The 24,942-nt window shown below is 55.0% G+C and carries 17 protein-coding genes and 2 pseudogenes; 10 read left to right on the forward strand and 9 right to left on the reverse strand.

The genetic code is table 11. From position 1 onward, the window contains the following. Positions 1–50: 50 nt before the first annotated feature. Together PSH73_RS10615 and PSH73_RS10620 are read right to left on the reverse strand one after the other, a co-directional pair. Positions 51–1,814 (reverse strand): ATP-dependent endonuclease, encoded by a 1,764-nt coding sequence (locus PSH73_RS10615; RefSeq protein WP_305462443.1) that lies wholly within the window; start codon positions 1,812–1,814, stop codon positions 51–53. Further along, positions 1,811–2,836, reverse strand: a complete 1,026-nt coding sequence (locus PSH73_RS10620; RefSeq protein WP_305462445.1) for a DNA cytosine methyltransferase — start codon at positions 2,834–2,836, stop codon at positions 1,811–1,813. The genes PSH73_RS10615 and PSH73_RS10620 overlap by 4 nt, the downstream gene beginning before the upstream one ends. Positions 2,837–3,681: 845 nt before the next feature. Here PSH73_RS10620 and PSH73_RS10625 point away from each other — a divergent pair. Next, the gene (locus PSH73_RS10625; RefSeq protein WP_305462447.1) at positions 3,682–7,368 is read left to right on the forward strand and encodes a DNA-binding protein; all 3,687 of its coding nucleotides are present in this window, start codon (positions 3,682–3,684) and stop codon (positions 7,366–7,368) included. 107 nt (positions 7,369–7,475) lie between these two features. Here the strand turns inward: PSH73_RS10625 and PSH73_RS10630 are convergent, their stop codons facing one another. Beyond that, positions 7,476–7,682: a hypothetical protein gene (locus tag PSH73_RS10630; protein WP_305462449.1), complete on the reverse strand. Its 207-nt coding sequence runs from the start codon at positions 7,680–7,682 to the stop codon at positions 7,476–7,478. Positions 7,683–8,409: 727 nt separating this feature from the next. Continuing rightward, positions 8,410–9,545, reverse strand: a protein-coding gene (locus tag PSH73_RS10635) for an IS3 family transposase (RefSeq protein ID WP_216312731.1) whose coding sequence is annotated in 2 segments (ribosomal slippage) — positions 8,410–9,293 and positions 9,293–9,545 — 1,137 coding nt in all. Because the reading frame shifts where the segments join, the coding sequence is not laid out codon by codon here. 572 nt (positions 9,546–10,117) lie between these two features. Between PSH73_RS10635 and PSH73_RS10640 the strand changes: the two genes are divergently transcribed. From PSH73_RS10640 to PSH73_RS10670, 7 genes are all read left to right on the forward strand, one after another. Continuing rightward, positions 10,118–11,257: a transporter substrate-binding protein gene (locus PSH73_RS10640; protein WP_057959802.1), complete on the forward strand. Its 1,140-nt coding sequence runs from the start codon at positions 10,118–10,120 to the stop codon at positions 11,255–11,257. Then, positions 11,254–11,847 (forward strand): ANTAR domain-containing response regulator, encoded by a 594-nt coding sequence (locus tag PSH73_RS10645; protein WP_057959801.1) that lies wholly within the window; start codon positions 11,254–11,256, stop codon positions 11,845–11,847. The genes PSH73_RS10640 and PSH73_RS10645 overlap by 4 nt, the downstream gene beginning before the upstream one ends. Beyond that, complete coding sequence (locus tag PSH73_RS10650; protein ID WP_120732765.1) at positions 11,844–12,692, forward strand: ABC transporter permease; 849 nt, start codon at positions 11,844–11,846, stop codon at positions 12,690–12,692. The genes PSH73_RS10645 and PSH73_RS10650 overlap by 4 nt, the downstream gene beginning before the upstream one ends. Beyond that, positions 12,693–13,619 carry an ABC transporter permease gene (locus PSH73_RS10655; protein WP_057959799.1) on the forward strand — a complete coding sequence of 309 codons (927 nt, stop codon included), beginning with the start codon at positions 12,693–12,695 and terminating at the stop codon, positions 13,617–13,619. A gap of 29 nt (positions 13,620–13,648) precedes the next feature. Beyond that, positions 13,649–15,268, forward strand: coding sequence for an ABC transporter substrate-binding protein (locus tag PSH73_RS10660; protein WP_057959798.1), 1,620 nt, complete (start codon positions 13,649–13,651; stop codon positions 15,266–15,268). Between the two features lie 75 nt (positions 15,269–15,343). After that, a complete protein-coding gene (locus tag PSH73_RS10665) occupies positions 15,344–16,291 on the forward strand; it encodes an acetamidase/formamidase family protein (protein ID WP_120732767.1) in 948 nt (315 codons plus the stop codon). A gap of 55 nt (positions 16,292–16,346) precedes the next feature. Beyond that, positions 16,347–18,092, forward strand: coding sequence for an ABC transporter ATP-binding protein (locus tag PSH73_RS10670; protein ID WP_057959796.1), 1,746 nt, complete (start codon positions 16,347–16,349; stop codon positions 18,090–18,092). Between the two features lie 406 nt (positions 18,093–18,498). On the opposite strand, the gene PSH73_RS10675 is transcribed toward PSH73_RS10670, so the two are convergent. Beyond that, a complete protein-coding gene (locus PSH73_RS10675; RefSeq protein WP_057959795.1) occupies positions 18,499–20,493 on the reverse strand; it encodes a methyl-accepting chemotaxis protein in 1,995 nt (664 codons plus the stop codon). Between the two features lie 406 nt (positions 20,494–20,899). Between PSH73_RS10675 and PSH73_RS10680 the strand changes: the two genes are divergently transcribed. Together PSH73_RS10680 and PSH73_RS10685 are read left to right on the forward strand one after the other, a co-directional pair. Beyond that, positions 20,900–21,370 carry a hypothetical protein gene (locus tag PSH73_RS10680; RefSeq protein ID WP_189691268.1) on the forward strand — a complete coding sequence of 157 codons (471 nt, stop codon included), beginning with the start codon at positions 20,900–20,902 and terminating at the stop codon, positions 21,368–21,370. A 270-nt stretch (positions 21,371–21,640) separates the two neighbouring features. Next, a pseudogene (locus PSH73_RS10685) lies at positions 21,641–21,950 on the forward strand (transposase); the annotation flags it as partial. Here the strand turns inward: PSH73_RS10685 and PSH73_RS10690 are convergent. From PSH73_RS10690 to PSH73_RS10705, 4 genes and pseudogenes are all read right to left on the reverse strand, one after another. After that, the gene (locus PSH73_RS10690) at positions 21,910–22,440 is read right to left on the reverse strand and encodes a hypothetical protein (protein WP_057959793.1); all 531 of its coding nucleotides are present in this window, start codon (positions 22,438–22,440) and stop codon (positions 21,910–21,912) included. The pseudogene PSH73_RS10685 and the gene PSH73_RS10690 overlap by 41 nt on opposite strands. Positions 22,441–22,490: 50 nt before the next feature. Beyond that, a pseudogene (locus tag PSH73_RS10695) lies at positions 22,491–22,694 on the reverse strand (chlorhexidine efflux transporter); the annotation flags it as partial. Positions 22,695–22,800: 106 nt separating this feature from the next. Beyond that, a complete protein-coding gene (locus tag PSH73_RS10700) occupies positions 22,801–23,886 on the reverse strand; it encodes an FAD-binding oxidoreductase (RefSeq protein WP_198792811.1) in 1,086 nt (361 codons plus the stop codon). A 128-nt stretch (positions 23,887–24,014) separates the two neighbouring features. Beyond that, positions 24,015–24,884, reverse strand: a complete 870-nt coding sequence (locus PSH73_RS10705) for a GyrI-like domain-containing protein (protein ID WP_057959791.1) — start codon at positions 24,882–24,884, stop codon at positions 24,015–24,017. Positions 24,885–24,942: the final 58 nt, after the last annotated feature.

Raw genomic sequence — 24,942 nt, forward strand, 5'->3', positions numbered from 1 at the left:
GCTAGTGCGAATGATCATGCTTGAGGGCATGGTCACCCTGCTTTTAAAGTTTAGCTTTTTTCAAGTTCGATTAATTTGACCCGAAGTTTTTCTGCCAGTGAAGCAATTTTTAGATCCACCGGTTCGCCACTTTTAACTTTGCCAAGCAAATATTTAAAGAGGCTTGCCTGCGCGCTACTGTCGCGATCGTTGCTTTGTGATTTTAGCTCGCCACGCACGGCATCTTTGAACTTTTTATTTGTTGCGTTCAGATCTTTGAGTAAAGGATGGTCCTTGTTAATAAGCTCTAAAAGCAATTGCTCGGGGCATGTGTCATCAATAAGTATGACGCGCTTTTTACACCAATTAATCCATAGTTCTAAGTTTAGTTCTTGGTCGCTTCCGACAATAGAAACATTGTTGTCTTTCAGAAACTTAATATGTTTTTCGGTTGACGATGTCGAAAGGTCTTTAGGGTCGACGTCAAATATTTGTGTGATCGCTGACTGATCTCCGTCTAGTACCATTATCACATTGGCGCCAGTTTGAGAGTAAGCTCTCACTTGGTTTGAAAGCATCTCGGATGCACCTACGTCGGCAGGAAAAACAACAGTTTTTCGCGAGAGTTCAGGTGGTACCCGCTCAAGTGCTCTTTTTACCAAGGTTTCAAGTAGTTTGTCTTCTGTAACTATGGTTATTTTGTTTTTCTCAAGATGGCCCAGTCTTCGGAATGCAGATGCCTTCGTTGATTCTGTTCGAACGACTATCCCTTCGGAGCTTTCATCTAAAACTATAAGTGCGTTTGTTGGAAGCAATTCGACAAATGTAGGTGAGTGCGTGGATATAATAACCTGAATCAATTTGCTCTTAACAATGCCCAGTATGTACTCTAGTAGGCTGGTTTGTGCCCCAGGGTGAAGCGAGGTTTCTGGCTCGTCCAGTAGAAGCAAATCAAATTTTTCAACTTTCTCTAGTGCGAGTACGCAGTTAACTACTGCTAGCTCGCCGCTACCAGCGAAACACTCAGAATAGCGCCGCTGTTCTGTTTCAAAAATCACGCTTGGAGAAAAATTTTTGTCATAAAGAGCGTGACTTATGTATCTTGCGGATTTGTAGCTCTTCTTTAAGATGTTGTTTATAATGTCGAGTTGGGGTTTTGGTATTACGAAGTTTTCTTTAATTCTTTCGACGCCGTAATATTCTAGGCTTTTTAGTTCTTTGTCGATCGCCGACTTGAGTTGGCGAGAGTATTTTACGAAATAGTCTTGTCTGGCTTCAAGAGTGGTGTTGCCACTGGAATAAAAGAACCGTTCGAATGCACTGGATTCTGTTTTTGAATTGATGTAATACGGAGTTCTTTTTACTTGGTTCCACCGATCCCCGCTTGGGCTCATAAATTCAGAGGTTCGTGGCGATGCTGGAGGCATCACCTTCATTCCCTCTTGCTGTGATGGGCGGGTAGGTTCCCAGTATCCATGCCGCTTGTTACCGCACATTTTGCGGCACTCCACGACTTGGTTTATTTTTTTTACGTAGTGTGCATACCAATAACGGTTTTGGTTTATGGAGTCGAAATCCATAGGGTCAACCGGAGTCGAAAACCAGAATCTTGAGGTGCTATGTTTTAAGGGCATGCCCCACGCAGCTTGAAGAATTGAGCTTTTGCCTCCACCGTTTGGTCCTACCAAAACAGTGACAGGGAAATCCAACGAAATTTTAGTGTTGGGGGCAAAACTTTTAAACTTTGGAAAATTTATTTCGTGAATAAATTTATCGAACTCGTTGTCGTTAAATTTTTTTGTAATTGCCTCAATGAGGGAGTTTATTTGACTCATTGATTGAGCGCCTCCGCCATTGCTTTGCCGTGTGCAGCGATGAAGGGCGGAGGGAGTGCGTTTCCTATCATTAATCCAATCGCCTCTTTTCCATGAGAAACATCAAATTTGTAATTGGCCGGAAAACCTTGCAGTAACGCTGCTTCTCTCAAGGTGATTGGGCGATCTTCTTCTGGATGAAGGAATCGTCCTTTCGACGGGTTCGAACAGCCGCTTGTAATAGTAGGTGAAACCTCATCCCAGCTCATGCGACCATATACATCGTTGAATCCATTTGTTCTAGAATGGCATGCAAGCTGCATTTCGGGAGGGAGGCTATGACGACTTCCCCCATTTTTTGGGATCGCGGCAATCATTGCCTGTACTCGGTCACTTCTTCTGGTCGTCGGGATATCATGGAGTGCGTCACCGCTAAAACCAGCTTTTGGTAACCCCTCGATAGTTTTACGAACGCTTATTATCGTCGGTTCTGCATTGGCTAACGCAGGAATTCCAACTCGACTAGCAGAAAGTATTAGTCGTTTGCGCCGCTGTGCAACACCAAAGTTAGAAACATCCAAAACTTGATATTTTACTATGTACCCAGCACTTTCAAGCTGTTCTACAAAATCAAGGAATTTTCCAAAGCGAGCGAGCGCGGGAACATTTTCCATCATTATCATTTTAGGTCGTACAGCGAGAGCAAGACGAGCAAACTCATCAATTAAAGCGTTTCGATCGTCCGACGCTGGTTTTGGGCCATTCCGTGAGCGGAGCGTTGAAAATCCTTGGCACGGCGGGCATCCAGCGAGTAGATCGAGTTGGCCAGCGTTTAATCCCAATTCTTGTAGTAAGACAGCTGCGTCTAGCTCCCGAATATCCTCACCGATTAATGGAATATCGGGATGATTTAATGAATAGGTTTTGCGTGCTTTTGGATCAATCTCAACGGCAGCTTTCACCAGGTAACCGGCGTCCTTCAGGCCTTGAGTTAAGCCTCCGCACCCCGAAAAAAGATCAATTGCCGTCAAATTTAGAGCCATTTCACTGCCGCCGGAATTCACAATACATAATTAAATTTAAATCGAGCCAGTAGACTTCCTGCCTCGCCTAGTGGCGTGCAGTATTCACGCCTTCTTCTCGTGGGCGCTTTGAACGCGGAGACAAGGATGAAGGGGTACCGGAAAAAAGTCGAACAAAAACCTTACAAATGCGCGTTTTTGTGCGGGTGTAAAGGTAAAAATCGCTGAGTGAGAGGCGTATAGCTGGGAGCAGGTCTCGATCAAGGTAAGCAAGAAGGGGAGAGACTTGCTTACGTCTATGAGTGGCCGCAGCGTCTCGGCCGCAAGTGAATCTTGAAATTTCAGCCCTCAAAGCTTTGGCGTTGCCGGTCCGCTGAGTACGCACAAACCCTGTGAGTAGCAGCCTGAAATTTTTCAATCCGGCCATCAGCTCGGTCGTGTGAGTAATGTTAGTGCAAAATTAGAGCGCCACTCGGGCCGTTATAGACCGCAATGCGCCACAGACAACGCACGAAAATGCCGTTTTTATGGTCTGTAGCGATTCTGAGGAAATGCAGAAAGGGCTTGAATCCCTATCGTTGAATTGGTTTTCCTATGACCGCATTCGACTCAAACCTTACGGTGTCGACAGACAGAGATCGGCCAGAGGCGGATTATGGCGTCGGTCTGCCGAACTCGAGTTCAAGCTATTTCGCTGTAAGAACCCAGTTAAGTCACACTTCGGTATTAACGCTACAACTCGCTCCTGCATGCAAGGGAAGGAAGATTAGTATCAGCGCGTGCATATCAGCGCTAATAGATTTTTCCAGCTTTTTGGCAAGATGTGTGGTAATGCTGCAATTTAGGATATTTCGTCAGGAGGACATGTGGTCTGTCATTTTTTGCGCGGCATCAGCAATCGTGTTCGGGGTGTCTTCTGTTCTGAGCAGGGGCCTGCCAAAGAATCGTGGAAGCTGCTCCCGCTTACCCCTGAGTACCTGGCAGAGGAGCATGGCTGCTATGTCACCGCTATCGAGGCTGCCCTCGCGAAGGATCAGATCCGCAACATAGCGTTGTCCGGCAACTACGGGGTCGGTAAGAGCAGTATCATGTGGGAAGTCGCTCGGCGGCAGGATAATCGTATCGTAGAGTTATCGCTCTCGACGCTTGCACCTATCGAAGCTTCCCAGATTGATAATTCAGTGCCCATCCAGGCCACAACCCCGACCAACCGCATCCAGCAGGAAATTGTCAAGCAACTGCTCTATCGAGAATATCCGAGCAGAACCCCTGGCTCACGGTTTCGGCGTATTGAGCGTTTCCGATGGTGGCGGACGATCGGAACGTCTGTACTGCTGGGGTTTGTCGTTGCAGTCATTTTTCTGCTGACTGGATGGACGGCAAAGATTGCTTCTGTGTTCACGCCATATTTGGATCTTGGTGTTTGGGCTCACCCTGTCATTTGGAGCGCTGCGGCGCTGATTACCCTGCTGGTGAGTTGGTTGTTCTATGGAAAACTGCATATCCAGCAGTTCTCCGCAGGGTCTGCAACCGTCACGCTTAACGAAAGCTCCGTTTCGTACTTTGACCAATACCTCGACGAGATCGTCTACTTCTTTGAGGTCTCAGGCCGCGATGTTGTTCTCTTTGAGGACATCGACCGTTTCAACGACTCTCATATCTTCGAGACGCTCCGAGCGCTGAACACTTTGCTCAACGCCTCGCCCCAGATCAAGAAGCCGATCCGATTCATCTATGCCATCAAAGACAGCATCTTCGATCGCATTGGCCTGGAGATAGAGGGGCGCAGGCATAATACAGAATTGCTCACGACGGACGATCCGGCACAGGTCGAGGCTATACGTGCCAATCGCACGAAGTTCTTCGATCTGGTCATTCCGGTGGTTCCCTTTATTACGCACCGGAGCGCTCGCAACTTAGCGCTACAGCTACTTGATCAAGTCGAGCACCAAGTAGCTCCAGAGCTACTCGACTTAGCGACGCAGTACGTACCGGATATGCGGCTGCTCAAGAACGTTCGTAACGAATTTATCGTCTTCCGCGACCGAATCTTCTCCGGCGACGGCAAGCAGCTCAGCCTGAGTGAGACTGACCTGTTTGCGATGATGCTCTACAAGAGCACGCACTTAGCAGACTTCGAGACTATCCGGCTTGGCCATAGCAAGCTGGACATACTCTACAAGCTTAGCCGTGAACTGGTAGCTGAGAATATAAAGCGAATCGAGGGCGAGCTTCGTGTGCTTCGCCAGCAGATCACACGGATCAACGGGGCTGCCACCCGCAGTACTCAGTTGGGCGAGCGTCTGCTTGCGCACGTGCGGCGGACAGCTGAAGCTGTTGGCTTCCGGACCCAGAATGCAACGTACTCGCTCGCGGGTACTGCGAAGTCTTCGAATGACCTCAAGGGAGGGCAGTTCTGGACAAACTTCGTATCTCCAGACGGAGACTCGACACTTGAATATTACGACAACTTCCGCGGTCATAAACTGTCGTTCACTCGCGACAGTCTTGTGGCTGCGCTTGGTGATCCGCTGGACGCCGAGAGCTGGAACGAAGCGGATCGTGAGGCGCTCACTGAGCAGATCGATGAGAAGATGGAGGAGGTCAAGTTCTTGCGGAGCGCTGATCTTGGTGATCTCGTCAAACGACCGGAATTCCTCGTCCTCTATAAGGAGAGCAAGCAGTCCTTCGAGGCAATCGCGAAGATCATCCTAACGCCGGGCTTGGCGTACCAAATCGTCCGTGCCGGGTATATCAACCGCAACTTCACGCTTTACACGTCAACGTTCCACGGGGATCGCGTGGGGTCCGCTGCCACGAATTTCATTATCCATCACGTCGAGCGAGACCTGATGGACCAGCACTTCGAGCTTGGGCCGGAGGACGTGGACGCTGTTGTCCGCGAGCGCGGCAAGAGCGCGCTGAAGGAGCCTTCGCTTTACAACATCGCTATCCTCGACCACCTTCTGGCCAAACATATAGACGCGGCGGACATCATGATTCACTCCCTAGTAGGGCTCGGGGAGCGTCAGGCTAGTTTTTTGCAGGCGTACCTCACCGCAGGTAACGAGTGCCTAAGGCTCATTGAACGGTTCACGGTCGCGTCCACACAAGTGCTCACCTATCTCGTAAGTCAGGCTGGCCTAGACGACTCTTCACGACTAGCGCTTGTGAATGCAGCTCTAGCACACCTAACACCTTCAAAGCAGAGGATAGATTCTGCGGTGTCGTTATATCTGTCGGCGCACTACGCTGAGTTCACGGCGCTAACGTCCGGCGCGACCGACCCGGTCCAGGCCGAACGTATCAGCGTACTCTTCGCAGATGCCAGTATTGCCGTGCCTCGTCTGGAACTGTTGGGCAGCCAAACTCGTGCATCGTTCGTGTCACGCAATTTGTATGAGATCACTTGCCAGAACCTCGCGATCGCCATCGACAATGCACCAACCGTGGCGCTCGACGTCATTCGGGATCGGAGCGGGACTGTGTACGACTATGTGCTTAAGAATTTAAGCAAGTACTTGGAGGCTATCGATGGCACTTCCATGACGATAGATGCTAACCAGGACTTCATCGCAGTAATCGAAGATGTGCTCTCGCTAAATGCACCCCATCTTGGTGATGTGATCGAGCGTGCTGCTCCAGATTGTGAAGTTGCAGATCTCGCAGAGGTGTCTGAGGGCACGTGGCCAGCGTTAGCAGAACATAGGCGTGCCCCAGCAACGTTTAACAACGTTAGCCGCTACATCGTGGCTCTTGGTGCGGTCGATGCGCAACTGGCGAAAACCCTGACGGCCTCTGCCGAGATCACCGACACCAACAGCGCTGACGAGGAGTCGAAGACTGCGTTGGCAGCAGCAATCCTGGCGGCAAAGGATCAGCTCCCATCAGCAGTGCTCCGTGCAAAGCTGGTCGCGAGCTTAAGCCTGAGCCTCTACCTCGAGGTTGGCGAAATCGCGTCGGAAGTTGGCGACCTCTTCGCGCAGTTACTTAAGCACGACATCATTGCGGATGAAGCAGCATCCTATGAGCACCTTGCAGCCACTGATTGGCCGACGCGCAAAGGTTTTATCCGAGAGTCGCGGAAGTTTTCGGGCTACATGACCCCGGCGTTGGTCACGGCAGATCTTGCAGAACTTCTGAAAAGCGATGAGATCGATTCGGCAATCAAGGGTGTGGTTGTTGATCAAGCCGTAAAGTATGCGGAGGTAGCGGGCCGTCGGGGGCTGAATGAACTGGCACAATTCGCTACCCGAGGCGGAATGGAACTATCGCCCGATGTTGTGCAGAAGATGGCGCAAGAAAATGTCTCAGCGCAGGAAATCTTGATGCTACTAAGGCCACACCTAGGTGTGATCAGTCGTGCCCAGCTCTTCACTATCCTACAATCACTCGACGGTGATTACCCTAAACTCACTGAGGTGGGCCGCAGTAGATTGCGAGTGCCGGATACGCTTGCTGATCGTGAGCTCTTGGAGCGTCTTAAACGGGAGACTGTAAGTAGCTACCACCTTAATAAGGGAATGATTGAGGTGAATAGGAAGCGTAAGTGAGACTGGACTATCTGAATTGTCCCAGTGCATACATTTTCGCCCTCGCGTCATCCGGATTTGCAGGTTGTGAGATTTGGGCAACGGGCTGTAGATGCCTGCGCGATCAATCAGGGGGTATTGAGAACTGCCCGCGATAGCTTGATGAGTTCTTCGTTCCGGTCGAGTGTGTCCAGAGCTCCTCGCACGTTTTCAGCGATTTCCGTACCGCCTCGCTGCTCAACCCACCTCGTCAGTTCCATGATAGCCGCTTCAAGGGTGAGTTGGTTTTCGCTGATTTTGGACAGCAAGGAAGGGAGCAGGTCTGAATTCGGCATGGCTGTTCCTCTGTAGAGTAGAAAGAGTAGCAGCAGGTTTATATTGGGGGATGTTCGGTCGGCAGGAAGCCGGGGAAGGGGGTGAATACAGTTCCAAAACTAAAAACGCACCCTTTGTGGAGTGGGGCCTCCAGCCTAGTCGCTACTGCTGAATAATGGAGCTCCGCGAGCCCTCAAGATCGCAGCCCGCTGGAGTTTGCATACCGGTCTTGAAAGACGGTGAATGCGGGCGCGCGTCAAAGGATGGCTCCATGTTTTAGGCAAATCGATCTGTACTTGAGGGCAAATTGTAGGGGCGGAGGGGGATCAACGAGGCGCTAAAAAGTAGTTCCGCAACTCAAAACGGCAAGCTTGGCCTGCCTGCGTTACAGTCTCCTAAAAATAGCGGAGGTGCGGAATTTTTACCGTTTTAAGTTACTGATTTATAGATAAAATATTGTGGATTGCAAATCCGCCTACGCCGGTTCGATTCCGACCTCGGTCTCCACTCTTAGAAACCCCGTAGATTAACGTCTACGGGGTTTTTTATTGTCTGCCATTTGGTCATCGCTTCCGCAATTTTTCGGATCGCTTTCGCAACCCTGCCGTCTTTCGAGAAATTTAAGACGCCGTTATCGCTATGCCTCTCCTAGATTGGACATGGGGTTGTGCTCGAGACTAAGGAGACTAAACATCCACTAACCGCCAAAAACTGGACTACCCCCGCTTCCGTAGACATTTTCCAGCCTCAAAGTGAGGCACTTTCAAAGGCCTCAGGACTGACGCCGCCCAGGTGACTGTGACGACGCGTTCGGTTGTAAAACGCCTCAATGTAATCGAATACGTCGGCACGGGCCATGTCCCGGGTTTTGTAGATCCTCTTGCGGATGCGTTCTTTTTTCAGGCTACTGAAAAAAGACTCAGCCACGGCATTGTCCCAGCAGTTTCCTCGGCGGCTCATACTCGGCTCGAGGTGGTTGGCCAGACAAAAACGTTTCCAGTCATCGCTACCATATTGGCTACCCTGGTCCGAATGCACGATGACTCTGGTTTTGGGTTTACGGCGCCATACCGCCATGAGCAGCGCGTCCAGCGCCAGCTCCTTGCCTAGCGTTGGCTTCATTGACCAGCCGACCACCTTGCGAGCGTAGAGATCCAGTACGACAGCCAGATATAGCCATCCCTGCCACGTTCGGATGTAAGTGATATCGGTCACCCAAGCCTTATTAGGGGCATCGACAGTGAAGGCCCGGTTAAGTCGATTGGGGGCAATGATCGATGGTCTGCCTTTGATTGCGCGCGGGGCTTTATATCCTCTGAGCGCCTTGATTTTATTGGTGCGCATCAGTGCCGCGACACGGTGCTTGCCGCAACTTTCTCCAGCCTCGCGCAAGTCAGCAAACACCCGCCGTGCGCCATACACACCTCGACTGGCCGCATAGGAGTCGCGGATCAGCCCTAACAGCCGACCATTCTCTTTTTCGCGGTCAGAAACAGGCTTGTGTAGCCATTGATAGAACCCGGCACGAGCAACTTGCAAAACCCGGCACAGCGTAGTGATCGCGTATTGATGCCGATGCTCGTTCATAAAGCGGTATTTCACTCGGGTTCCCTGGCGAAGTACCGCGCTGCTTTTTTTAATATGTCGCGCTCTTCTTCCAAGCGTCGCATTTGGGCTCGCAGCCGCAAAATCTCACTTTTGGCTTCGAGCAACTCGCTGGCCTGTTTCTCGGTTTTGTCAGGCGTCACGGCTTTGACCCATTTGTAGAGGCTGTGGGTCGAAACGCCGAGGCGCTCGGCTGTTTCCGCAACGGAGTATCCGCGTTCAATAACTTGCCTCACGGCTTCTGCCTTGAATTCCGGCGTGAATCGTTGGGTGCTCATAAACTTCCTCCTATGCTCAAAGCATAGGCTGGAGATGTCTACGATGCCGGGGGCAGTCCAAACGGACACCAAGGGCGTCTACGAAACCCGGGGCGATTCAAAGCGTTAATTTTTAGTGTTCTTCGTCTTAGATGGAACCCACACCCGATTGATACAAGGGCGGTTCGCTTCTGCTACGCCGCGCGTACTACATCAGCGTGCCCTTTATTACGTTGCGCCACACCGGCTATTGAGGTTTGTCAGTTTCCAAGGTCGGCGACCTGGGAATTTACGTTACACACCCATTCATAAAGCGGGCAGTGTTCCCGTCAAAAACCTCACATTTGATGTGCACCTCTTAGGTGCAAAATACAGTGCTACGGCTCAGACCGGTGCGCTGGCTGTCATGAGCATTGCGGATAAGGCCGATTTTCAGCAAAAAACCAATTTGGCACACTTTTTCCATAGAGAAATAAACGAGTAAGCCAGGCCCCGGCCTTTAAGTCTTGCCTACATCATGCGCCCAAGCGCCAGGTAATGAAGCCTGATCGACCAGTCCACTGGTCTATCAGGTTTTTTTTTGGAGTGAATAAATGCGCCACACAATCGATGTCGGACTCTTGCTCTCTATCGATGGGACTTACCAGTGCATAGGCCGGAATGCTCTGGCAGGGGCCACACACGCACTGCAGGAAATCAATGCCAATCCCGATTACCCATTTACCTTACAAGTTACCCATATCAATCCGCAGGGCTTCTTGCACAGTTACAGCGAAGGTGCTGTTCAATTGATGCAGGCCGGGGTTCGGCATATTTTTGGTGCGACGACCTCGGCCAGCCGCAAGGAAATCATTCCGGACCTCGAGCAGAACGGGAGCCTGTTGTGGTACGCCTGTCCGTATGAAGGTTTTGAAAGCAGTGAGAACGTCCTTTATCTGGGCGGGTGTCCGAATCAGACGTTGATCCCGTTGTTGAGGTATGCCTTGCAGGCGTTTGGTTCTTGCGCTGCGTTGATCGGTTCGAATTACATCTGGGGTTGGGAAAGTAACCGCGTCGCACGGGAAGTGCTCGATGTCGCAGGCGGCACTGTGCTTCTGGAAAAGTACGTGCATTTGGGCACGACTCGCTTCAGTGAGCTTATCCAGACCCTGATAACTGAAAAACCGGCGTTTGTGCTCAATAATCTAGTCGGTGAGTCCTCCTACGTCTTCTTGCAGCAATTGGACGCGGCGTGTCTTGCCGTCGGCTTGAATCTACCGGTGTTGAGCTGCAACCTGACGGAAGCCGAGCTGCCTGAAGTCGGCGTCATGCGGAGCCTGCGCCTGTTGTCGTGCGGCCCATTTTTTGAGGATGTAGACCGGGCTTTCAGCCAGCAGCAACGCCGCCAACATGGACTGTACCCGTTGTCGCATTTTTACACCGGGATGTACGTCGCCTTGCACTTGTTTGCAAAGGCCTTGGACCAGTGTGGCAGCGACGATCCCGAGCTCATTTGCAACTACCTCTACGAACACCCCCAGCACAGTGTGCTCGGCACGTTAAACATTTCTGCGCACAACAATCACTGCAGCCAGCCTTGCCATATCGCCGAATTGCGCGAAGGGCGCTTTGTCGTACTGCACAGTGAAGCGCAATCGTTGCCAGCCGATCCTTACCTGACTGCCACTGACCTGAGTGAATTCCAACGCCTGCGCACGATTGCGCCAGCGCCCCGCCTGAGGATCGTCAAATGAGCCTGCTCAAACGCCCGGACTTCGAAAGTGGTCGGTTGCTGTTGGTTGACTGCGAACCGCGTACGTTGGCCAGTCTGCAGAAAAGCCTGCAACGCCTGGGCATCACGCCGCAGGCGCTGTTTGAAGACGCGCTGGATTCGCTTGAAGGCTGCTTTGCCGCCGTGGTCGATCTGGAGCACTTCGCCAGTCCCGCCACCCTGCAACGGCTTAATAGCACCGGTGTGCCAATCGTGGCGTTGACGCCCCACGAAACCCTGTCGCAGATCCAGCGCGCCATCGAACTGGGGGCGACCGCCTTGTTGAACAAACCGATTACCCAGGGCTCTGTCTACACCACGCTGATGATGGCGATCAGTTTGCGTGAGCGATTGGACAGTGATGCGCGAACCCTCGAAGCGCTGCGCCAGCGCCTCGATGCGCGACCTCTGCTGGCCCAGGCATTGGCGCGGTTGATGGTTGAGCACAAGATTGACGAGCGCGAGGCTTATGAGCGCCTGCGCAGCCTGTCGATGCACCTTAATCGCAGCCTGGATGACCTGTGTGCGGACATGGCCGCCGATTATCTTCAGCAAGGCGGGGCGTGCCAATGAAAGTGTTGCGCGCCTTGATTCGCCGGCCCGCGGTGGCGTTGTCGTTGTTGTACATCGTCATCGTGGTGCTGTTGGCGCTGTTTGCACCGTGGATGAGCCCTCACGATCCGTCCGAACAATTTGTCGAAGGCCTGTCAATGGAGGGCGCGCCGCTACCGCCAGATATGCCGTATTGGCTGGGCACTGACCTGCTGGGTCGTGACTTGCTGTCGCGCCTGATCTACGGCGCACGTACCTCACTGTTCATCGGCCTGCTTGCCAACGGCCTGGCCGTGCTGATCGGCACCTTGGTGGGCTTGAGCGCAGGTTTTCTGCGGGGCTGGATCGGCAGCACGCTGATGCGCTTTACCGACTTGATGATGGCGTTCCCGGCGCTGCTGTTGGCGATTGCGTTGTCGGCGATTTTCCAACCCAGCGTGTGGATCGTTGCGTTGGTCATCGCCATGGTCAACTGGGTGCAGATTGCCCGGGTGATCTACTCCGAGACCATCGCCTTGAGTGCCCGTGACTTCGTGGCGGTGGAGAGGACCTTGGGCGCGAGCTCGCTGCGCATCCTGTTTTCGCACCTGCTGCCCCATTTGCTGCCGACGATTCTGGTATGGGCGACCCTGGGTATTTCGACCACGGTGCTGCTCGAAGCCACCCTGTCGTACCTGGGAGTGGGGGTCCAGCCGCCAACGCCAAGTTGGGGCAACATCATTTTTGAAAGCCAGACCTATTTCACCTCCGCGCCATGGTTGGTGTTCTTCCCCGGTATCGCGATTGTCCTGCTGTCGCTGGCTTTCAACCTGGTCGGTGATGCCCTGCGCGATGAACTCGATCCTACCCTGCAAGGGAGAAGCTGAATGTTCGCCTTCATCACTCGTCGCATCGGCTATTCGTTGCTGATTTTGCTCGGCGTGACCTTCATCACCTATCTGTTGCTGTTCATGTTGCCTGCCGACCCTGCGCGCCAGATTGCCGGGCGCAGTGCCACACCGGAAGTGGTGGCGGGGATTCGTACGCAGTTGGGCCTGGATTTGCCGTTCTATCGGCAGTACGCCAACTACCTGGGCAACCTGGTGCAAGGTGATCTGGGGCGCTCCTATATCCAGCGCAGCCCGGTGACCGAGTTGATCGGCTCGCGCCTGCGGCCATCGCTTGAGTTGATGGCTGCCGGTATTGGTTTCGAATTGCTGATCGGCATCAGCCTGGGTGTGATCGCGGCGTTGCGGCGCGACAGTTGGGCCGACAAGGCGCTTATGGCGCTCTCGTTCATCGGCGTGTCAGCCCCGCAATTCATCGCTGCGATGCTCTTCCTGTACTTCTTCGCCGTAAAACTGGGCTGGTTTCCACTAGGGGGCTATGGCGGGTTCGAGCATCTGCTGCTGCCGGCGCTGACCCTGGGGATTCTCGGCAGCGGCTGGTACTCGCGCATGGTGCGCTCCTCGATGATCGAGGTGTTGCATCAGGACTTCATTCGCACCGCCCGGGCCAAGGGCCTGAGCCGGGTGCGCGTGGTTCTGCGGCATGTACTCCCCAACGCCATTGTGCCGGTGATCCCGATGATCGGCATCGATATCGGCATCTTCATGGGTGGGCTGGTGGTGGTCGAGTCGGTCTTTGGCTGGCCGGGAATCGGCCAGTTGACGTGGCAAGCCATTCAGCAGGTGGACATTCCGGTGATTGTCGGCGTGACCACGGTTTCAGCGGTCGCCATCGTGCTGGGCAATCTGGTCGCAGACCTGGTGATCCCATGGGTCGATCCGCGCATCGACATCCAAAAACACTAAAAAACACATCATAGGTAAGGGGCTGGAGCATGAATCGCAAAGCATTATCCTTGGCCATCGCGGCTGCATTGTTCGCCGGGAATCTTCTGGCCGATGACTTCGATCCAAACGCAAAAGACGGTGGCGCCGCAGTCATTACCTATCAGAACGACGTGGCCACACTTGACCCCGCCATTGGCTACGACTGGCAGAACTGGTCGATGATCAAAAGCCTGTTCGATAGCCTGATGGACTACAAGCCCGGAACCACGGAGCTGGTCAAGGACCTGGCATCGGACTACACCATCTCCGATGACGGCACGGTCTACACCTTCACCTTGCGTAAAGGCGTGAAGTTCCAGAACGGTCGCGAGCTCAAGGCCAGCGACGTCAAGTACTCCCTGGAGCGCACCGTCAACCCGAAAACCCAGAGCCCGGGCGCCGGCTTCTTCAGCCCGATCGTGGGCTATGACGAAATGAGCACCCAAAAGGCCGAACACTTGTCGGGCATTGAAGTGGTGGACGACTACACCGTCAAGATCACCCTCAAGGAGGCGAGTGCGACGTTCCTGCATGTGATGGCGATCAACTTCTCCTCTGTGGTGCCCAAGGAAGAAGTCGAGAAGTGGGGCGCCGATTTCGGCAAGCATCCGGTCGGTACGGGTGCCTACAGCCTGGAGCAGTGGAAGCTTGGACAACAGATTGTCTTCAAGAAAAACCCCAACTATTTCAAGGCTGGCCTGCCGCACCTGGACAGCATCACCTTTGAAGTGGGCCAGGACCCGATGGTCGCCCTGCTGCGCTTGCAAAAGGGTGAAGTCGACATCGCCGGTGACGGTGTGCCGCCCGCCAAGTTCCTGGAATTCAAGAACGATCCAAAGTTCAAGCACCTGGTGGTGACCGGTGACCAGTTGCAAACCGGCTACCTGACCCTGAAAACCACGATGCCGCCGTTCGACAACCTCAAGGTACGCCAGGCAGTGAACATGGCGATCAGCAAGGATCGTATCGTGCGCATCATCAATGGTCGTGCGGTCCCGGCCAACCAGCCGCTGCCGCCGGCCATGCCGGGCTACGACAAGGACTATAAAGGCTATGCCTACGACGTCGAGGCGGCGAAAAAACTGCTGGCAGACGCCGGTTTCGCCAAGGGCTTTGACACCGAACTGTACGTGATGAACACCGATCCGCAACCGCGTATCGCCCAAGCCATCCAGCAAGACCTGGCCAAGGTCGGTATCCGGGCGCAGATCAAATCCCTGGCACAAGCCAACGTGATTGCAGCCGGCAGTTCCAAGGATCAGGCACCGATGGTGTGGTCAGGTGGCATGGCCTGGATTGCCGACTTCCCGGACCCGTCGAACTTCTACGGGCCGATCCTGGGCTGCGGCGGTGCGATTGACGGCGGCTGGAACTGGGCACTGTATTGCAACAAGACGCTGGATGCACTGGCGGCCAAAGCCGACAGCATGGCCAAGCCGGAGCAACAAGCCGAGCGCATCGCGCTGTGGAAGAAAATCTTCATCGACGTGATGGCTGACGCGCCGTGGGTGCCAATCTTCAACGAGCAGCGCTTCACCGTGCGTTCTGCGCGCATGGGCGGCTCCGATTCGCTGTACGTCGACCCGGTTCACGTGCCGGTCAACTACGACTACATCTACCTCAAGTAACGCGCGGTCGACCTGACGATCAGCCTTTGCCACGCCTGCCAAAAGGTGTGGCCTTCAACGCGGAGACCTTCCCTTATGTGCCAGAACTGCCTGGTCAAGACCATTCATAGTGTCAACAGCCATTTTGGCTGGGACAACCGCTTCGAACCAACCGCACAGGTAACGCCGGGCTCTATGCTTGAATTCTGCTGCCTTGATTCGTCCAACGGGTTCTTTACGCCCAACTCGGTGGTGAGTGACGTGGGCAAGGTACCGTTCGACAAAATCAACCCGGTTACCGGGCCTATTTTCGTCGAAGGGGCTGAACCAGGAGATGTGCTCAAAATTACCCTCGACAGTTTCAAGCCCAGCGGCTTTGGCTGGACGGCGAATATTCCGGGCTTCGGCCTGCTGGCCGACCAGTTCAAGGACCCGGCCCTGGCCCTGTGGCATTACGACAAGGTCAACCTGGCCCCTGCGGCGTTCAGTGATTTTGCCCGTGTGCCGCTCAAACCTTTCGCTGGCACCATCGGCCTGGCCCCAGCGCAGGCAGGGTTACATTCGGTGGTTCCACCACGCCGGGTCGGCGGCAATCTGGACATTCGGGACCTGTCCGCTGGCACCACGTTGTACTTGCCGGTGGAGGTCAGTGGCGCATTGCTGTCGATCGGTGATACCCACGCGGCACAAGGTGATGGAGAGGTGTGTGGCACCGCGATTGAAAGCGCCATGGACGTGGTGGTGAAAATCGACCTGATCAAGGATACCCCGCTGGCAACCCCGCGCTTCAGCACACCTGGCCCGGTCACACGCCACCTCGATTCTGCCGGCTACGAAGCGTTCACCGGGATCGGCCCGGACCTGATGCAAGCGGCGCGTCAAGCCGTGAGCAATACCATCGACTGGCTGTGCCGTGAACACGCTATGCCGGCAGAGCAGGCCTATATGTTGTGTTCGGTATGCGGCGATCTGCGTATCAGTGAAGTTGTCGACCTGCCCAACTGGGTGGTGTCGTTCTACTTCCCGAAAGTCGTGTTTGCCTGATGCGTTTTCATTGCGAGCGGCTTGATGTATGCCGCTTCAATCGCGAGGAGCTTTGATGAGTAACGGGATCTCCAAGCCGATTCTGTCGGTGCAGCATTTATCCATTGATGTCGGCCTGGGGGCCACGCCCCGGCGGGTGGTCGATAACCTTAATTTCGACCTGTATCCGGGACAGACGCTGTGTATCGCCGGAGAGTCCGGTAGCGGAAAATCACTGTCGTCGTTGGCGATCATGGGGCTGTTGCCTAAGGCCGTGCGGGTGGCGGAGGGTGCTATCAGGTTTGCCGAGCGCAACCTGATCGGGATGCCTGAGCGCGAACTTCAGCAGTTGCGTGGCAAAGAGATTGGCATGATTTTCCAGGAACCGATGACCTCGCTGAATCCGCTGATGACCGTTGGTCAGCAGTTGGAGGAAACGCTGCTGCGCCACGAACCGCTGGGGCGTCAGGCCCTACGCCTGCGAGTCAAGGAAATGCTGGCGTCGGTACGCATGCCGCAGGTCGAAAAACGTCTACAGCAGTACCCCCATGAACTCTCCGGTGGCATGCGCCAGCGTGTGATGATCGCGATGGCCATGCTTTGCCGGCCCAAGGTGTTGATTGCTGATGAACCGACCACAGCGCTCGACGTCACTATTCAGGCGCAGATTCTGGAATTGATGCGCGAGTTGCAGCAGGTGTACGGCACCAGCTTGCTGATGATCACTCACGACATGGGCGTGGTCGCGGAAATGGCCGACCAAGTGGTCGTCATGAATCATGGCCGTACCGAAGAACAGGCACCGGTGCGTCAACTGTTTACACAGCCGCAGGCAGACTACACGCGTAAATTGCTCGCAGCCGTTCCGGTGTTGGGCACCGTGGGTCAACCGGAGAACATCAGCCAGCAGCCGGTGATTTTGCAGGTTCGCGATTTGTCCGTACGTTTTCCCGTGCGTACCGGCTGGTTTGAGGAGAACCGGCAAGTGCATGCGGTCGAGGGCGTCAACTTCGAGTTGCGCCAGGGCGAAACGCTGGGGCTGGTGGGGGAGAGCGGTTGCGGCAAGTCCAGTACGGGCAAGGCCCTGATGAACATGCAGGCTTACCAGGGCAGCGTGAAGTTGTTCGGCAAAGAGCTCAACGGCCTGCAAGGCGCCGACCTTCATGCGGTGCGGCGGGATATCCAGATGGTGTTTCAGGACCCCTATGCGGCCTTGAACCCACGCAAGAACATCCTGGAACTGGTGGGCGAGCCTTTGTTGATTCACCACCAGTTGCCCCTGGCGCAACGCCAGGAACGGGTCGCTGAACTGCTTCGCCAAGTCGACATGCCAGTCGACACGATGTATCGCTACCCCCACCAGTTCTCCGGTGGCCAGCGCCAGCGCATCTGTATCGCACGGGCGCTGGCGCTCAACCCGAAAGTCATCATCGCCGACGAATCCGTTTCGGCCCTTGATGTTTCGGTTCAGGCTCAGGTGCTGGAATTGCTTGAGCATTTGCGTGAGGTGCATCGGCTCAGTTACTTGTTCATTTCCCATGACATGGCGGTGGTCGAGCGCATTTGTCATCGTGTGGCCGTCATGTACGGCGGTCAGATCGTCGAGATTGGCCGCCGCGATCAGGTCCTGGGCAACCCTCAACACCCTTACACCAAGCGCCTGCTCAGCGCCGTCCCAATGCCGGACGTTGACCGTAAGCGCGATTTCAAGGCGCTCTTGCATGAGTTCGAGCAACCAAGCCCGATCAAGTCAAAAGGCTTTGAAGCGCCGGCGCAGAAGTTTCAGGACTTGGGGAACGAGCATTGGGTAGCGGTAGGCTAACCAGCTGTAGGGAGAGGTGAGCAATAACGACCTGACAGCGGAGCAGAGGCAAACGATCTTTGCGTTATCGGCAGGAATGGCGCGCGCTGCTGTGGCGCACACCTCCGGCTTTGTGATGGGGGCGGTTGTTGCGCCCCGGCAGTTCTGGCCCCTCAGTGGATTCTGGTCTGGAATAAAAATCAGCCCTTCGATTTCCAGGTTCAATGACGAGGCTTGCATCGTTACGCGGTGTAGCTTGGGGAGCCCAAGCTCAAGCTCTCTGATCGCTTTAGTCGACTGACCGCTCCACATGGACAGAATGCCCAGCAGCATGCATGACACACCGCCTATGTGGCGAAATCTCGCACTGGGATCTGCCAGAATAGTCCCACTCCCGTGGTTTGCACGGGAGTGTTTCACTCATTTATCAGCGCACCTTGAAGCGGCTCATCAACGTAATCACCCGGCCATTGGCATCCAGCAGGCTTTGCGTATTGGTTTCAGTGGCATGGCCACTTTCCACCAGCTCTTCGACCATATGTCGGATCTGCACCATGCTGCGGTTGATCTCTTCGGTCACCGCACTTTGCTGCTCGGCGGCGGTAGCGATCTGCGTGCTGAGGTTGTTGATATGGCTGACCGAGCCGGCCATTTCGTCCAACCCAGTGTTGACGCGTGCCGTGGCATCCGCCGCTGACTGGCAGCTGGCCTGGGTGTTTTCCATTGCCGTCACCGACGAACTCACGCCAGTGGTCAGGCGCGCCAACATCTCGTTGATCTGCGAGGTGCTGGCCTGGGTGCGTGCGGCCAACGCCCGGACTTCGTCGGCGACCACCGCAAACCCACGGCCTTGTTCGCCAGCGCGCGCCGCTTCAATGGCCGCGTTGAGTGCCAACAGGTTGGTCTGGCCGGCAATCGCGCCGATCACGCCGAGGGTTTCGGTGATACGTGCGGCGTCCTGGCGCATGTTTTCCACGGTGTGGGTGGCGCTGGCCACTTCGCCGATCAGCGCGCTGACGCTGGTCGAGGCTTCGCCCACCACCACGCGGGAGCGGTCGGCGTGTTCGTTGGCGCGCTGGGTGAACGAGGCGGTTTCAGCGGCGTTTTGCGCGACGGTGTCGGCGGTGGAGCTCATTTCGGTGATGGCCGTGACCGTCTGATCGGTTTCCGAGGCGTGCCGCACCAGAATCCGGTTGGTCTGCGCCGAGGTCTGCTGCAATTGCTCAAGCCCCGAGGCCATGGCGCCCGTGGCCTGGGTCACTTCGCCGATCATGTTCTGCAGGTAGATGATAAAGCGGTTTACCGAGTGGCCGATGGCGCCCATTTCATCCTCAGCACGGATGGTGATGCGCTTGGTCAGGTCGGCATCTCCGGCAGACAGCGAGTCGATATTGGTGCGCAGCGACTTCATGCGTTGCACCAGATTGCGAATCGCATAGAACGCCAGCAGCACCAGCAGCAGTACCATCGGGATTTGCAGCAGCGCCAGGCTGCCGAGCACATCGTCACGCTGGGCGGTGATCAGCGAGGTGGGCAGGGCAGTGGCGAGGAACCACGGGGTGCCCTCGATTGGGCGCATGTAAAAGGTGCTGGCCACTCCCTGGTTGTCGAATTCACCGCGCTGCAGGGCCTGGTCGCGATGGGCAAGGGCCTTGCTGACCTGGGCGGCAAACGCCGAGGTGCCGGTCAGTTCGCTGATGTTCTTGAGCACCACCGGGCTACTGATGCGCGTGCTGTTGCTGATGATCTTGCCGTCGCCTTCGACGATCAGCATCTGGCCGCCGATGTCTTTTTCCTTGCTGGCCACCAGCTCATTGAAAAAGCCCAGGGTCACGTCGATGGTGGCGACGCCGTAGGCCGCGCCGTCCCGCTGGATGGCCATGGCGCAGTTGGTGCGCGGCTCCTGGCTGGCGTCGTCCTTGTAGGCGGCGGCCCAGGCGCATTGGCCACGGGGCGAGGCGAGGCCGCCTTTGTACCAGCTCTGGTCGTAATAATTGGGTGCGGCGTCGCTGTTCCAGAACGTATTCACCGCCAGCTTGCCCGAGGCATCGCGGTGCCAGAACGTGCTGTGCTTGTTGCGCCCCGGCGTGCGCTGGTTGGGCAGCGGCCAGATACCGCCGCCGAAGACTTTCAGCTCGCCATACTGATCCACCAGGCCGGGCAGCACCTTGTCGATGGCGTCACTGTCGAGCAGCGGGATGGTTTGGGTGATGCTGCGTTGCTGGGCTTGAACCTTGTTGAGTTCGCCCTGGATCTGCACAGCTACCTCGGCGATGCGGTTGAGCACCACCTGTTCTTCAGTGTGTTTTAACGTGGGGGCGACCAATTGGCCGATGCCGACGACGGTTAGTACCGATAACACCAGGACGAACAGCACCAGGAACAGGGTGTAGCGGGTCTGGATGGAGCGCAGTGTGGGCATGGAGGTCGTCCTTACGAAGCGTTTATTATCGACGCGGCTTTATTAGAGCTTCGTCGGGCTATCGGCTTGGCAAGGAAGAGCTTTAGGTACGACGGTGCTGAGTTAATCGGCTTGACCGTGACCTTGCGCGCATCAGCTGCGAGGTTACCCATTGGAGGGTGGCTTAATCGCCGGTTTTACCTCCGTGAAGGCCGAGCCTTGGGTGCGGTCGAAATGATCATTGGCACCTGTAAAAATGCAGTCCGTGGTCTTGTTTTTCCTGAGGGTGTCGTTAGCGTCGCTGGTACTGCGGAAGGCATGCTGTACCGCACGCGCACCCATGTGAAACGGCCAACTTATCCAAGATGCTTGTGTGGGTACATGCACGATACTTAATAACGTTGAGCATCATAAAGGGACGGTCGATATGAAGGGAAGTTTTACGTTAGGTCTATGGGTGGCATGTTTCGTGAGCAGTGTTACGGCGCAGGCAGATGAACTACCGCGTAGCGAGCAGATAAAAGCATTCCACGCTGCTGGATTTAACCAAGAGACGTCGGAGTGTGAAATTCAGGAAACTGGTAGCTACAGGCCGGTAACCATGGAATTGGTTGAGGACCTGAACGGTGACGGCCGACCGGATGCGTTGATTACCGAAGGCAGCACTTACTGTTATGGGCAAGCAGGTACTGGATTTTATCTGGTAAGTCAGCAGCCTGACGGCCACTGGAAACTCATGCTCAAAGAAAGCGGTGTCGCTGAGTTTCTCGCTAGCAAAGGCAGTAATGGTTGGCCTGATGTTGAGGTCGGTGGCCCGGGCTTGTGTTTTCCAGTGCTGCGTTACGACGGGCAAAGTTATCGAGTTCACCATAGTGTTGGTGAACGGTGTGCTGACTAGCCGTAAAAGTCCGATGGCCCAAAGGCCAAACGAAGGCCGGTCAGCCGAGGACTACGGTGGCTGCTTTTGAATCTGGCGCGCGGTGTTCCAGGTCGCTATCGGTGTTAAGCATAATGTCTGTGACGTTATGGTCGCTATGCCGTCGGAATCGAGGCATTTAGCGCTGGGATAATAGCGAAGTATCGGCGCTGAATTTAGCCATAACGTCCATTATGCGAGGCGCTTTTGCACCGAGAAACAGATGTCCTTCGCCGATGCCGAGTATGCCGGCAAACGTATGTGTGCGGCGATGCGGGTTGTACCGGTGAGGAGAAGCGTGCCGAGCATCAGAACCGCGCGATGATGTGGGCGATCGCCGCGCGTCCTAGCAGCTATAGAAGGCGCGGAAAAAAGAGCTTGATCGGGCTGTATGCGACGCAAGATTGAATACGCCAAAGCGTAGGTGCGGGCCAAGGTTGAACATGCCTTTCGTGTGATCAAGCGCCAGTTTGGCTACACGAAAGAACGCGTACGCTCGCGAACGTTTACAACCATAGGGGTCATGCAGCAACGTAGACAAGAACCGGCTGGAGGCAAGTGAGTGGCGGTGCCGAATCGAGCATGTCGGCAGGTTCACACCATGGATAGCTGCGACCTTGAAGCCAATCCATTATTTTCTGCATATGCTGGGAAGGGCACTCCAACATGTGTTCGATAGTAATGGACAGTTGCATGGCCAGGCCGCTTTGCGGTGAAAAGACCCAATGATATTCCCCACAGCCTACGCGCAACTCTCCAGTTGCTTTTGTTGACATGCCAACCAGCCATTTGCACCTATGAGCATGTGCTTCGGGCTTTGGAGGGGCACCGAAGCAGAATGTATAAACGTTCTCATATTGCAGGCTAAAGCTGCGTACCAGTACTTCAGCAATATCTTCGCGCCCCTGGACGTTGGGGGGAAATTGGATGGTGCTTGTCTGCACCAGCATGGTAAGAGTTGCGTCTGGACTGAAAGCATGCCGCAACAAGTCAGGCCGATTTCCGTCCTTGCCGAAGATGTAGTTCTCAATCGCTTTGGTGGCGTTTTTCATGCACAAATCCTAGTGCTGCTACAGGTGGGCCAATCGGGATTCCGGGCGGATTACGGGTTAACCGAAACCTGCTCCTTCGCGGACTCTGGTACATCAAACACCCTATCAAAGACCCACTGAAACGCCAGCGCGTAAAAGAAGAAGAACACGAACAGCCCCAGATCGGTGACCAGTGCAGCCCACCAGGAAATTTCCAGCCACCATGCCACCAGTGGCACCCACAGTAGAACTAGCCCACCCTCAAAACCCAGTGAGCGCTGCGATCACCGGTCATGGGCTGCTGCTGGCAAACAATGTACTGGTAGCCGACAGCCTCAGGCATGGAAAGTTAGTGGCCATGGTGGTGTCAACCAGCACGGACTAAGGTTGAATGAACCTGTCAGGGCGGCAAGGGCCGAGGGCAGGGGCCAGAGTGGCGTCCATTATCTCTTCGCTGGCCAGACGGCCTACTATCGGGGCAAGGATAACGCCAGGGTGCATTGTGCAAACATATACACCGCTGACTGTGGGCAAGTAACCGACAATGGGAATGCCATCAGCGGGAAATGGTCTTAGCCCGACACATGCCAATTCCGGCTCAATGGAATCAGCCCCATGAAGTTCGTCCCGGATGGCCTGGGCTGTTCGTAGCGCAATCGCTTCTGCCTGGTTGTCCAGGGCATCACCCAGATAATCCTCTGCGGCTAGCAACGTCCCATCCTCTTCTTGTCTGACTTCCATTGCGGGGCTGGAAATTATGGTCTGCACCAGGTTGGCGGGTGCCTTGTAACGAATAAAAATGGCTGGAGATTCTTCTATAGGAAGAGAAACGTTAAGCATGTCGGTGAGTTTCCTGGTGCCAATCCCCGCTGCGGTTACAACGATATCAGCGTCAATTATTCCCGCTGTGGTTTCGAGTCCCGTAACTCGAGTATTCAGCATTCTAAATCCGAGAACCCGTGTATGGGTTAATACATTGGCCCCATGCTCTTTCGCGCCTGCAATCAAGGCGTGCGTTGCTCGTACCGCATCCAAGGCACCTGCTTGGGTTTCGTATAAGGCCTGTTCAGGGGGATGCTTGAGATTGGGTTCAATATCGACAATCTGGGGGCGGGACACTAAATGTTCTGCAGTTGTATTGCCTGCCCTTTGCAGCGTTTCATCCAGGTTCGTGCCGTAAGTTAGGGCACCTGTCCATCGAACGTTCAGGTCGGGTAATTCCATGTCGAGTCGACGGAACTCATTGATGACCAAGCCGCGCAGTTGCGCAATAGGGTCGAACCCGCTGTGAGAAACGTTGATCCATGCAAATGAGGTCCCCGTCACGCCGCACGCAATATCTCCGGCGTCTACCAACGTAACATCTGCACCTTTGCCTGCCAGGTGATAAGCCAGGGACGCGCCCACTATGCCCGCGCCTATGACGACGACTCGGCTTTGCTTGCGATCCTCCACATCAACCTCCATTTTGTCGATCTGATTGCGAGAGCGTTGGGGGATATGTGAGTGAAAAGGGGCAGATTTACCTTTAAAAATACATCTGCCCCGATTTTCGCTCGCTACCGCCAACTCAAGGTCGAAGGCAGCTTATTCCCCTACTGCAGTGGAACATAAATATCTGTTTGCCATTGATCCATCGGTGTCTGGGGGTAGGCGCTCAGGTAATTGAAGAACAGCGGCTGGTCACGAAGTTCCTCTCCACTGGTGGGAAGCCAGTCGCGGTAAATCGGATAGATCGTTTCGCCAATATGATCCGGTGAACCCGTATGGCGCACCACGACGCAGCGGCCGCCAGGAATGACGAGCGCGTGCACGCCAAACTCATTTGGCGCCACAGCCTCATGAATCTCGCCGCAGATCGCAAAGCGGAACGCTTGTGGAGGTGTCGTATCGGGGTTGTTATAGGGAATGCCAAAGGTGCGACTCGATGCCTGCGGCGACTGTCCGCTGTGCATACGCCACTCGATGAACTTGCGCACGCTCTCGCTGACGAGCCCCGCTGGCCCGCGGTGCTCAAGCGCTGCTACCTTGACCTCAGGGAAATCTACGATCCTTACTTGCATGATGATAGTCCTGGAAAAGTGAGGGATTGCGAACACCGTATTCCAGACTTGCCAGTTCGGTTCCTTGCTGAACGCACTCGGCGTCATACCGATCGCCCGCTTGAACGCCCTGCAGAATGCCTCGGGACTTTCAAAGCCGGCGTCGAGTGCGGCGTCCAGTACCGAATGATCAGCGACGGCCGCCAGGCGATGTGCCGCACGGCGTAGGCGCATCAGTTGCACATATCGTGAGACCGGCACGCCAACGAACGCGGTGAACTGTCGGTGGAAGTGAAATGCCGAAAAGTTTGCTACACCGCTTAACGTCTTCACCGACAGGTCGCCTTCGAGATTGGCATCAATGTAGGCGAGCACGGCGTTGAAGCGTTGTGTGTAAGCAAAATGGGTCGGCATGTCAGACACTGGAAAAGCTCCTGGAAGTACGGTCGCCAGTAGAGTCCGCTATACCGACGTGAACGCG

Origin of the sequence: Pseudomonas sp. FP2294, from assembly GCF_030687625.1 — a bacterium.
GTDB classification, from domain to species: domain Bacteria; phylum Pseudomonadota; class Gammaproteobacteria; order Pseudomonadales; family Pseudomonadaceae; genus Aquipseudomonas; species Aquipseudomonas shahriarae.

What these genes read in the sequence shown, in the direction of transcription:
- PSH73_RS10665 (WP_120732767.1), top strand. Translation starts at nt 15,344, where the DNA reads ATGTGCCAGAACTGCCTGGTCAAGACCATTCATAGTGTCAACAGCCAT.
- PSH73_RS10630 (WP_305462449.1), bottom strand. Translation starts at nt 7,682, where the DNA reads ATGCCGAATTCAGACCTGCTCCCTTCCTTGCTGTCCAAAATCAGCGAA.
- PSH73_RS10640 (WP_057959802.1), top strand. Translation starts at nt 10,118, where the DNA reads ATGCGCCACACAATCGATGTCGGACTCTTGCTCTCTATCGATGGGACT.
- PSH73_RS10650 (WP_120732765.1), top strand. Translation starts at nt 11,844, where the DNA reads ATGAAAGTGTTGCGCGCCTTGATTCGCCGGCCCGCGGTGGCGTTGTCG.
- PSH73_RS10655 (WP_057959799.1), top strand. Translation starts at nt 12,693, where the DNA reads ATGTTCGCCTTCATCACTCGTCGCATCGGCTATTCGTTGCTGATTTTG.
- PSH73_RS10615 (WP_305462443.1), bottom strand. Translation starts at nt 1,814, where the DNA reads ATGAGTCAAATAAACTCCCTCATTGAGGCAATTACAAAAAAATTTAAC.
- PSH73_RS10645 (WP_057959801.1), top strand. Translation starts at nt 11,254, where the DNA reads ATGAGCCTGCTCAAACGCCCGGACTTCGAAAGTGGTCGGTTGCTGTTG.
- PSH73_RS10675 (WP_057959795.1), bottom strand. Translation starts at nt 20,493, where the DNA reads ATGCCCACACTGCGCTCCATCCAGACCCGCTACACCCTGTTCCTGGTG.
- PSH73_RS10690 (WP_057959793.1), bottom strand. Translation starts at nt 22,440, where the DNA reads ATGAAAAACGCCACCAAAGCGATTGAGAACTACATCTTCGGCAAGGAC.
- PSH73_RS10700 (WP_198792811.1), bottom strand. Translation starts at nt 23,886, where the DNA reads ATGGAGGTTGATGTGGAGGATCGCAAGCAAAGCCGAGTCGTCGTCATA.
- PSH73_RS10670 (WP_057959796.1), top strand. Translation starts at nt 16,347, where the DNA reads ATGAGTAACGGGATCTCCAAGCCGATTCTGTCGGTGCAGCATTTATCC.
- PSH73_RS10620 (WP_305462445.1), bottom strand. Translation starts at nt 2,836, where the DNA reads ATGGCTCTAAATTTGACGGCAATTGATCTTTTTTCGGGGTGCGGAGGC.
- PSH73_RS10660 (WP_057959798.1), top strand. Translation starts at nt 13,649, where the DNA reads ATGAATCGCAAAGCATTATCCTTGGCCATCGCGGCTGCATTGTTCGCC.
- PSH73_RS10680 (WP_189691268.1), top strand. Translation starts at nt 20,900, where the DNA reads ATGAAGGGAAGTTTTACGTTAGGTCTATGGGTGGCATGTTTCGTGAGC.